The sequence below is a fragment of the Streptomyces ureilyticus genome (assembly GCF_011045025.1).
Lineage (GTDB): Bacteria > Actinomycetota > Actinomycetes > Streptomycetales > Streptomycetaceae > Streptomyces > Streptomyces ureilyticus.
This window is the reverse complement of record NZ_JAAKZX010000298.1, coordinates 1-9,310: the sequence shown is the minus strand read 5'-3', so window position 1 is coordinate 9,310 and position 9,310 is coordinate 1. Positions and strand designations below refer to the sequence as shown.

The following is a 9,310-nucleotide window of genomic DNA, read 5'->3' as shown; positions in this document are numbered from 1 at the left end:
GGTCCAGGGGCGGAGCCCCTTGGTATGGGACGGGTAAGGGCGGCGGGGGCGAAAACCCCCTCGAGCCGCGCCAGCCTCCCGTTGTACCGTTCTCGACGTCCCTGCCAAGAGCTTGGCGGGTCATCTACCCCGTACCGGCGGGACATCCGGACACACAACATGTACGTGGGGACTCTGTCCTTCGACCTGCTCCTCGGCGACGTACGGTCGCTGAAGGAGAAGCGTTCCGTCGTCCGACCCATCGTGGCGGAGCTCCAGCGCAAGTTCGCGGTGAGCGTGGCGGAAGTGGGCGATCAGGATCTGTATCGCAGGGCCGAGATCGGCCTTGCGGTGGTTTCGGGAGACACGGGGCATCTGACGGACGTACTGGACCGGTGCGAGCGCATGGTCGCCGGCCGGCCCGAGGTGGAGTTGCTGTCCGTACGACGGCGGCTGCACGGCGACGACGACTGACCGTGCACGACGATGGACCGTGCACGCCGTGCACGACGATGAATGTGCACGCGGACACACGCGGCACCCGCGGATACGCGGAACAGGCAAGAAAGAGGGAGACGGACCAGTGGCCGACAACGCGCGGGCGAAGAGGCTGGCGGACCTCATCCGAGAGGTGGTGGCCCAGAAGCTGCAGCGCGGGATCAAGGACCCGCGGCTCGGTTCCCACGTCACCATCACGGACACCCGGGTCACCGGGGATCTGCGGGAGGCGACCGTCTTCTACACGGTGTACGGGGACGACGAGGAGCGCGCGGCGGCGGCAGCCGGTCTGGAGAGCGCCAAGGGCGTGCTCCGCTCGGCCGTCGGGGCTGCGGCGGGCGTGAAGTTCACGCCGACGCTCGCCTTCGTGGCGGACGCCCTGCCGGACACCGCCAAGACCATCGAGGACCTGCTCGACAAGGCACGGGCCTCGGACGCGAAGGTGCGCGAGGTCTCGGCCGGCGCCAGCTTCGCGGGTGAGGCAGACCCGTACAAGAAGCCGGACGATGCGGAGGACGCCGAGACGCCAGAGACGGACGGCGACGCCCCGGCATGACCCAGAAGAACAACCGCACGCCCGACGGCCTGGTCATCGTCGACAAGCCGTCGGGCTTCACTTCGCACGACGTGGTCGCCAAGATGCGCGGGATCGCGAAGACCCGCCGCGTCGGACACGCGGGCACCCTCGACCCCATGGCGACGGGCGTCCTCGTCCTCGGCGTCGAGAAGGCGACCAAGCTCCTCGGCCATCTCGCACTGACGGAGAAGGAGTACCTGGGGACGATCCGGCTCGGGCAGACGTCCGTCACCGATGACGCCGAAGGGGACATCACGGCCTCCGCCGACGCCTCGGGTGTCGCCCGGGACGCCATCGACGCCGGGATCGCCAAGCTCACCGGCGGCATCATGCAGGTGCCGTCCAAGGTCAGCGCCATCAAGATCGACGGGGTGCGCTCGTACAAGCGGGCCCGCGAGGGTGAGGACTTCGAGATCCCGGCCCGGCCGGTCACGGTCTCTTCCTTCTCCGTGTACGACGTCCGGGGCGCCGTCGCCGAGGACGGTACGCCCGTACTGGACCTGGTCGTCTCGGTGGTCTGCTCCTCGGGGACGTACATCCGCGCGCTGGCCCGCGACCTCGGCGCCGGCCTGGGTGTCGGCGGCCATCTGACGGCGCTGCGCCGCACCCGCGTCGGCCCTTACAAGCTCGACTCCGCGCGCACGCTCGACCAGCTCCAGGAGGAGCTGACCGTGATGCCGCTGGCGGAGGCGGCAGAGGCCGCGTTCCCGCGCTGGGACGTGGACGAGAAGCGAGCGCGGCTGCTGACGAACGGGGTCCGGCTCGAGATTCCCGACGTGTACACGAGGGTCGGCGCCGTTGGGGTGTTCGATCCCGAAGGGCGGTTCCTCGCGCTGGTGGAGGAGCAGAAGGGCAAGGCCAAGAGCCTGGCCGTCTTCGGCTGACCAGTGCTGACCCGGCGCTGACCAGTGTTGATCGGGGTTGACCGGCGGGTGCGGACCGTCACAGGCCCCATGCCGATGCTGGGCGAGCGGGTGCGGCATGGCACTCTTGGACCTGCGTATGAGAGACCTGCGTATGAGGCGATCGGTACGCAGCCAATACGGAAGCGGTTTCGACGAGGAGCGGTCACAGTGCAGCGCTGGCGTGGCTTGGAGGACATCCCCCAGGACTGGGGGCGCAGCGTCGTCACCATCGGCTCGTACGACGGCGTCCACCGCGGGCACCAGCTGATCATCCGGCATGCCGTGGACCGGGCGCGCGAGCTGGGCGTTCCGTCTGTTGTCGTGACGTTCGACCCGCACCCGAGCGAGGTCGTGCGCCCGGGTAGCCATCCGCCCCTGCTCGCCCCGCACCACCGCCGCGCCGAGCTGATGGCGGACTTGGGTGTCGACGCCGTGCTCATCCTGCCCTTCACCACCGAGTTCTCGAAGCTCTCGCCCGCCGACTTCGTCGTCAAGGTCCTCGTCGACAAGCTGCACGCCAAGGCCGTCGTGGAGGGCCCGAACTTCCGCTTCGGCCACAAGGCCGCCGGGAACGTGGCGTTCCTGACTGAGCAGGGCAAGACGTACGACTTCGACGTCGAGGTCGTCGACCTGTACGTGACCGGCGCGGCCGGCGGTGGCGAACCCTTCTCCTCCACGCTCACCCGGCGGCTCGTCGCCGAGGGCGATGTCGAGGGCGCGCGCGAGATCCTCGGCCGCCCGCACCGCGTCGAGGGCGTCGTCGTACGCGGCGCCCAGCGCGGCCGTGAACTGGGCTTCCCGACCGCCAACGTCGAGACGCTCCCGCACACCGCGATCCCCGCCGACGGCGTCTACGCCGGCTGGCTGCACACCCAGGGCGAGGCCATGCCCGCCGCGATCTCCGTCGGCACGAACCCGCAGTTCGAGGGCACGGAGCGGACCGTCGAGGCGTACGCCATCGACCGCGTCGGCCTCGACCTGTACGGCCTGCATGTCGCGGTCGACTTCCTGGCCTTCGTCCGCGGGCAGGCCAAGTTCGACTCCCTCGAGGGCCTGCTGGAGACCATGGCTCAGGACGTGAAGCGCTGCCGGGAGCTGGTGGAGGCGTACGAGGGGGAGTAGACGGCTGTTGTACGTGGCTGGGGGTGCCCGGTGCCGGTGAAGGCACCGGGCACCCCCGTCGACGTGTCGACAAAGCCAACTACTGGAGCGCCTGCTCCACGGTCGCCGTCCGGACGACCGCTGCCCAGTGGCAGGCCACTTGGGTCCTGCCGCCTCCGGCGAGGACCGGCAGGTCCTGTTCGCGGCAGGCGTCTGCGACCGAGGCGCGTGCGGCCTCGCCGCTCGCCAGGATCTGGCAGCGGGCGTGGAAGCGGCAGCCGGAGGGGATGCGGGAGGGGTCCGGGGGTTCGCCGGTGAGGACGACCGGATCGCCGGGTGACTCCGGCAGGACGGACAACAGGGCCTGGGTGTACGGGTGTTGGGGTTCTGTCAGGACCTGCTCCACGGCTCCTGTCTCCACGATCCGGCCCAGGTACATCACCGCGACCCGGTCGGCGATGTTCCACGCGAGGCCCAGGTCGTGTGTCACCACGAGGGCGGACAGGCCGAGTTCGGTGCGAAGGCGCAGCAGGAGGGCCAGGATCTCGCCGCGTACGGAGGCGTCGAGGGAGGCCACCGGCTCGTCGGCGACGATGAGTTCGGGCTCCAGGACGAGCGCGCCCGCGATGACGACGCGCTGGCGCTGGCCGCCGGAGAGTTCGTGCGGGTAGCGGAGGAAGAAGCGCTCGGGGGGACGCAGCCCGGCCCGGGAGAGGGCCTCGGCGACCGCCGCCCGCTCGTCCCCCGCGTACCCGTGGATACGCAGCCCTTCCGCCACCGCGTCGTACACCGTGTGCCGCGGATTGAGCGAGCCGCTCGGATCCTGAAGGACCAGCTGAACGCGACTGCGGTACGCCTTGAGCGCCCGTGACGAGTAGCCGAGGGGCTCGCCCCCGAAGGTCACGCGGCCCGCGGTCGGCCGGACGAGCCCCAGCAAGGAGCGTGCCAGCGTCGTCTTGCCGCAGCCCGACTCCCCGACCAGCGCGACGATTTCACCGGGCCGGATGTCGAGGTCGACTCCGTCGACAGCACGGGCCTGGGCTGCGCCGTGGCGACCGGGGAAGGCGACGTGCAGACCTTCGGCGCTGAGGAGGGGCGCCGCCCCGGAGGGCGGGGGAGGAAGGGTGCTCGTCATGGCGTACTGCTCCTCGCTTCTCCGACGGCTTCTCCGACGGCATCTCCGACCGCATCTCCGGCGGGCTCTCCGACTGCATCTCCTACGGCTTCGCTTGCGGGTTCTCCGACGGCTTCGTCGGCGGCGGATGCGGTGTCTGCCTCGGTCTCGACCGCGGCCTCGACCCCGAGCCCGACCTCGGCCCCGGCTCCGACCGACGTCGCGCCGGTACGTCCCCCGGGCCCGGCCGACCCCGGCACCCCCACGTGGACGCACGCCGCCCTGCGCACCGGCCCCGCATCGCGCAGCCGCTGGTCCTCCGTCGCGCACCCGTCCAGAGCGACCGAGCAGCGCGGGTGGAACGTGCAGCCGGAGGGCAGCGCGGCCGGATCCGGAGGGTCGCCCGGCAAGCCGCGTGGCGCGAAGCGCGAGGCGGGGTCGCCGATCCGGGGGAATGCCGCCGACAGCGCCCGGGCGTACGGGTGGTGGGCGTTCTCGTAGACCGACTGCGCCGGGCCCTCCTCCACCACCCGGCCCGCGTACATCACCGCGAGCCGGTCGCAGGTGTCGGACAGGACCGCGAGGTCGTGGCTGATCATGATCAGGCCCAGGTCCTGGTCGGCGACGAGCTGCTCGATCAGGCGGAGGATCTGCGCCTGGATCATCACGTCCAGGGCCGTGGTCGGCTCGTCCGCGATGATCAGGCGGGGATCGCAGGCCAGAGCCATCGCGATCATGACGCGCTGGCGCTGGCCGCCCGACAGTTCGTGCGGGTACGCGGACGCGCGTGCCGCCGGAAGGCCCACGTGCTCCAGGAGTTCGCCGGCTTTCTTACGGGCGCCCGTGGGCGTCGCCGTCCTGTGCAGCAGGATCGGCTCGGCGATCTGGTCGCCGACACGGTGCACGGCGTTGAGCGAGTGCATCGCGCCCTGGAAGACGATCGAAGCACCGGCCCACCGGACCGCCCGTACCCGCCCCCATCTCATGCCCAGCACGTCCTCGCCGTCCAGGAGAATCTCCCCGGACACCCGCGTCCCGGAGGGCAGCAGCCGCAGCAGCGCGAGCGCCAGCGTCGACTTGCCGCAGCCCGACTCACCCGCGAGGCCGAGCTTCTGGCCCGCGTCCACGGTGAGGTCCACCCCGCGCACGGCGGCGGCCCCACCCGCGTATGTCACTTCGAGGTCGCGTACCTCCAGGAGCCTCAACGGGCCACCCCCAGCCTGGGGTTGAGAACGGACTCGACCGCGCGCCCGCACAGCGTGAACGCGAGCGCGACGACGGCGATCGCGATACCCGGCGGGACGAGATACCACCACTTCCCGGAACTGACCGCGCCCGCCTCCCGCGCGTCCTGGAGCAGCCCGCCCCAGGAGACCACCGTCGGATCGCCGAGCCCGAGGAACGCCAGCGTGGCCTCGGCGAGGATCGCGGAGGAGATGATCAGCGTCGTCTGGGCCAGCACCAGCGGCATGACGTTCGGCAGGACATGGCGGGACATGATGTGCCCGTGGCCGCCGCCGAGCGCCTTGGCGCGTTCGATGTACGGCCGCGACTCCACGGCGAGGGTCTGGGCGCGCACCAGGCGGGCCGTGGTCGGCCAGGTCGTGACGCCGATCGCCAGGATGATCGTGCTGAGCGAACGGGACATCACGGTGGCGAGCGCGATCGCGAGCACCAGCGTCGGCATGACCAGGAACCAGTCTGTGATCCGCATCAGCACGGTCGCGTACCAGCCCCGGAAGTGCCCGGCGGTGATCCCGATCAGCGCCCCGATCGCCACCGAAAGGACGGCCGCGAGCAGTCCCACGAGCAGCGAGACCCGCGAGCCCCAGACCACCAGACCGAGCAGGCTGCGCCCGAACTGGTCCGTCCCCAGCGGGAATTCGGCACTCGGACTCTCCAGCGGCCCGCCCGGCGCGTCCGTCACGCTCTGCACGTCGGAGCCGATGGTCAGCGGCGCGGTCAGCGCGATCAGCGCGAAGAGCACGAGGGCGGTCAGGCCGAAGAGACCGGCGCGGTGCGTGCGGTACTGCTTCCAGAAGCGGGCCGCGGAATGGCGGCGTCGTTGCCGGGCGAGGGCGCGCGGACTCGCCTTCGCAGCCTGAGGCGGGGGAGTTGCTTCGGTTGTCATCGGCCCACCCGGGGGTCGAGCAGCGGATAGATCAGGTCGGCCAGCGTGTTCATCACGATCACCGCCGCCGCGAAGATGAAGAACAGCCCCTGGACCAGGGGAAGATCGGGCACGCTCAGCGCCTGGTAGAAGAGCCCGCCGAGGCCCGGCCAGGAGAAGACCGTCTCGACGAGGATCACGCCCGCGACGGTCCGCCCGAGATTGACGAAGATCAGCGTCACGGTCGGCAGCATCGCGTTCGGCACGGCATGGCGGCGGCGTACGAGATCGTCCCGTAGTCCCTTGGCCCGCGCGGTCGTCAGATAGTCGCTGCCCAGCTCGTCCAGCAGCGCGGACCGCGTGACGAGCAGGGTCTGCCCGTACTCCACCGCGACCAGCGTGATCACCGGCAGGATCAGGTGATGGGCGACGTCGAGGACGTACGCGAAACCCTCTTCACCGCCCGACTCCATACCGCCGGTCGGGAAGAGACCCGGAATCGGGCCGATGCCCACCGAGAAGACGATGATGAGCAGCAGCCCCAGCCAGAACGACGGAATCGAGTAAAGGGTCAGCGCCAGACCGGTGTTGAGCCGGTCGCCGAGCCCGCCGTGGCGCCAGGCGGCACGCGTACCGAGGAAGACGCCGAGCGCCGTGTAGAGGACGAACGCCGTGCCCGTGAGCAGCAGTGTGTTCGGCAGCGCCTCGCTGATCTTGTCGATGACGGGTGCGTTGAACTGGTACGAGGTGCCGAGATCGCCGGTGAGCGCCTTGCCGCAGTACTCCGTGAACTGCTGCCACAACGGCAGATCAAGCCCGAACTCCCGCCGGTAGGTGGCGAGTTGCTCAGCCGACACCTGGCGCCCGCCCGTCATGTACTTCACCGGGTCGCCGGGGATCAGCCGGAAGAGGAAGAAACTGGTGACGAGGACGGCGAGTAGCGAGACGGCCGCGCCGCCCACCTTGCCCGCCACATATCGCAGATACGCGGCTCTCGTGCGCGCCCGCGGCCCGCGGACCGACGGCCCGGCCTCGGCGGGGCTGTCGGTCGTTCCGGCCTTCTCGACCAGCGAGGGTGTCGCTTCAGCGGTCATAGGGTCATGGACTCTCACTCGGCTCACTCGGTGGAAGGGGGCACTCGGGTGCGCTCAGCGGTGGCGCGGTGGCTATTCGCGGTCTTCGGCACTCGCGCGGTGGCTATTCGCGGTCTTCGGCACTCGCGCGGCGACGCATCCCGAAGAACGAACCGACGCCCGCCAGGACCACGACCCCCGCGACGATGCCGATGATGACGCCCGCGGAGCTCGACTCCTCGGACGCTTCGTCGACGGCGGCCGGAGTCGCTGACCACCAGCTCCAGTAGCCGTCCTGACCGTAGATGTTCCCCGCCTGTCGCGGCATCGTCGTGATCGACTCGATCTGGTCGGTGCGGTAGGCCTCGACCGCGTTCGGATACGCCATGACATTCATGTACCCGGTGTCGTACAGCCGCGATTGCAACTGCTTGACGAGGTCCGCCCGCTTTGCCGCGTCGTACTCGGCGAGCTGCTTCCCGTACAGCTCGTCGTACCGCTTGTCGCAGATGAAGTTGTCCGTCGCGCCGGTGTCCTTGGGAGTCGCCGGGAGCGCGGCGCAGGTGTGGATGGACAGGACGAAGTCGGGGTCGGGGTTGACGGACCAGCCGTCGAAGGCGAGGTCGTACTCGCCGGCGAGCCATGGATCGGTCACGTTGTCCAGGCAGTTGAGGGTGACGCCGATACCGAGCTCGCCCCACCACTCCTGGAGGTACTTGCCGACGGCCTTGTCCTGAGGGTCCGTCGCGTGACACAGGATGCGGTAGTTGATCGGCTTGCCGTCCTTGCCGACGCGCTTGCCGTCAGCGTTCTTCTTGTAGCCCGCCTCGTCGAGGAGTTGATTCGCCTTGTCCGGGGCGTACGACAGTTTCTGACCGTCCGCCGGCTCCCAGTGGTACGTCGAGAAGCGTGGCGGGATATAGCCCTCGCCCTCGACCGCGTAGCCCTGGAAGACCTTGTCGATGATGGTCTTGCGGTCCACGGCCATGAACAGGGCCTGCCGGACCTGCTGATCGAGCAGCGACTCATGGCCGTCGCCGAACTTCTCCCCGTTCTTGGCCCGCGCGCCCGGATTGGTCGCGAGCGCGTAGAAACGGCGGCCGGGCGCGTCGTTGACCTTGATGTTCTCCTCGCCCTCGAGGGAAGCGGCCTGTGCCGGCGTCAGGGCGGGCGCGCCCGCGACGAAGGAGACCTCGCCCTTGCGCAGGGCGGCGACGGCGGCGTCCTGGTCCTTGTAGTAACGCAAGACCAGCTCGTCGAACTTCGGAGCGCCACGCCAGAAGGACGTGTTGGCCTTCAGCCGTACGAAGCTGTCGGGGGCGTAGTCGGTGACGACGAACGGCCCGTTGCCGACGATGGGGTACGTCTTGTCGTTGTTGAACTTCGAGAAGTCGCCGACGTGCTCCCACACGTGCTTCGGCACGATCGGCACGTCCAGCGCGGCCATCGTGGCCTGCGGCTTCTTCAGTTCGATCACGAGCTTGGTGGGGCTCGGGGCGGTGACCTCGCGGAAGTTCGCGACGAAGCTGCCGTTCGCGGTGGCCGCGCCGTCGTCGGTCATCATCTTGTTGAACGTCCACGCCGCGTCCTCGGCGGTGGCCTGCTTGCCGTCCGACCACTTGGAGTTGTCCCGGATCGTGTACGTCCAGGTGAGCTTGTCGGCGGACGGCTCCCACTTGGTGGCCAGGCCCGGAATCGCGCGGTTGTCCTTCGGGTCGTAGTTGGTCAGGTACTCGTACATGAGCCGGTGAATGCTCGTACTGACCAGCCGCGTCGCCAGGAACGGGCTCAGCGAGTCGACGCTCTGCGCCACGGCGACGGTGAGCACGTCTTTGCCGTCGTCGGCTGCCGCCTGGGCGCGCTGGGGTGCCGGGTTCAGGGGGGTGGTGAGGCCCGCTGTGAGGGTGAGAGCGGCGGTGGCCGCGGCCGCGAGGAGGCGGAGGGGCCGGAGGC

9 protein-coding genes are annotated in these 9,310 nt (G+C 69.8%); 4 read left to right on the top strand and 5 right to left on the bottom strand.

Features of this window, described 5'->3' with window-relative positions; genetic code table 11:
* The first annotated feature begins 159 nt into the window (after positions 1 to 159).
* The 4 genes from G6048_RS44380 to G6048_RS44365 all read left to right on the top strand — a co-directional run bounded on the left by G6048_RS44380 (position 160) and on the right by G6048_RS44365 (position 3,081).
* Positions 160 to 453: a DUF503 domain-containing protein gene (locus G6048_RS44380; RefSeq protein WP_033326870.1), complete on the top strand. Its 294-nt coding sequence runs from the start codon at positions 160 to 162 to the stop codon at positions 451 to 453.
* 109 nt (positions 454 to 562) lie between these two features.
* Complete coding sequence (rbfA, locus tag G6048_RS44375; RefSeq protein WP_165345296.1) at positions 563 to 1,033, top strand: 30S ribosome-binding factor RbfA; 471 nt, start codon at positions 563 to 565, stop codon at positions 1,031 to 1,033.
* Positions 1,030 to 1,938, top strand: a complete 909-nt coding sequence (gene truB, locus G6048_RS44370; RefSeq protein ID WP_165345295.1) for a tRNA pseudouridine(55) synthase TruB — start codon at positions 1,030 to 1,032, stop codon at positions 1,936 to 1,938. Before rbfA ends, truB begins: the two co-directional genes overlap by 4 nt.
* Before the next feature lie 189 nt (positions 1,939 to 2,127).
* Positions 2,128 to 3,081: a bifunctional riboflavin kinase/FAD synthetase gene (locus G6048_RS44365; protein WP_165345294.1), complete on the top strand. Its 954-nt coding sequence runs from the start codon at positions 2,128 to 2,130 to the stop codon at positions 3,079 to 3,081.
* A gap of 79 nt (positions 3,082 to 3,160) precedes the next feature.
* Here G6048_RS44365 and G6048_RS44360 read toward each other — a convergent pair whose 3' ends face one another.
* The 5 genes from G6048_RS44360 to G6048_RS44340 form a co-directional block, all read right to left on the bottom strand.
* Complete coding sequence (locus G6048_RS44360) at positions 3,161 to 4,195, bottom strand: ABC transporter ATP-binding protein (protein ID WP_165345293.1); 1,035 nt, start codon at positions 4,193 to 4,195, stop codon at positions 3,161 to 3,163.
* A complete protein-coding gene (locus tag G6048_RS44355) occupies positions 4,192 to 5,379 on the bottom strand; it encodes an ABC transporter ATP-binding protein (protein WP_165345292.1) in 1,188 nt (395 codons plus the stop codon). The genes G6048_RS44360 and G6048_RS44355 overlap by 4 nt, the downstream gene beginning before the upstream one ends.
* On the bottom strand, positions 5,376 to 6,305 hold the full coding sequence (locus tag G6048_RS44350) for an ABC transporter permease (RefSeq protein ID WP_165345291.1): 930 nt from the start codon (positions 6,303 to 6,305) through the stop codon (positions 5,376 to 5,378). The genes G6048_RS44355 and G6048_RS44350 overlap by 4 nt, the downstream gene beginning before the upstream one ends.
* Positions 6,302 to 7,378: an ABC transporter permease gene (locus G6048_RS44345; RefSeq protein WP_165345290.1), complete on the bottom strand. Its 1,077-nt coding sequence runs from the start codon at positions 7,376 to 7,378 to the stop codon at positions 6,302 to 6,304. The genes G6048_RS44350 and G6048_RS44345 overlap by 4 nt, the downstream gene beginning before the upstream one ends.
* 103 nt (positions 7,379 to 7,481) lie before the next feature.
* A partial coding sequence (locus tag G6048_RS44340) for an ABC transporter substrate-binding protein (protein WP_235991063.1) occupies positions 7,482 to 9,310 on the bottom strand: 1,829 nt, incomplete at its 5' end.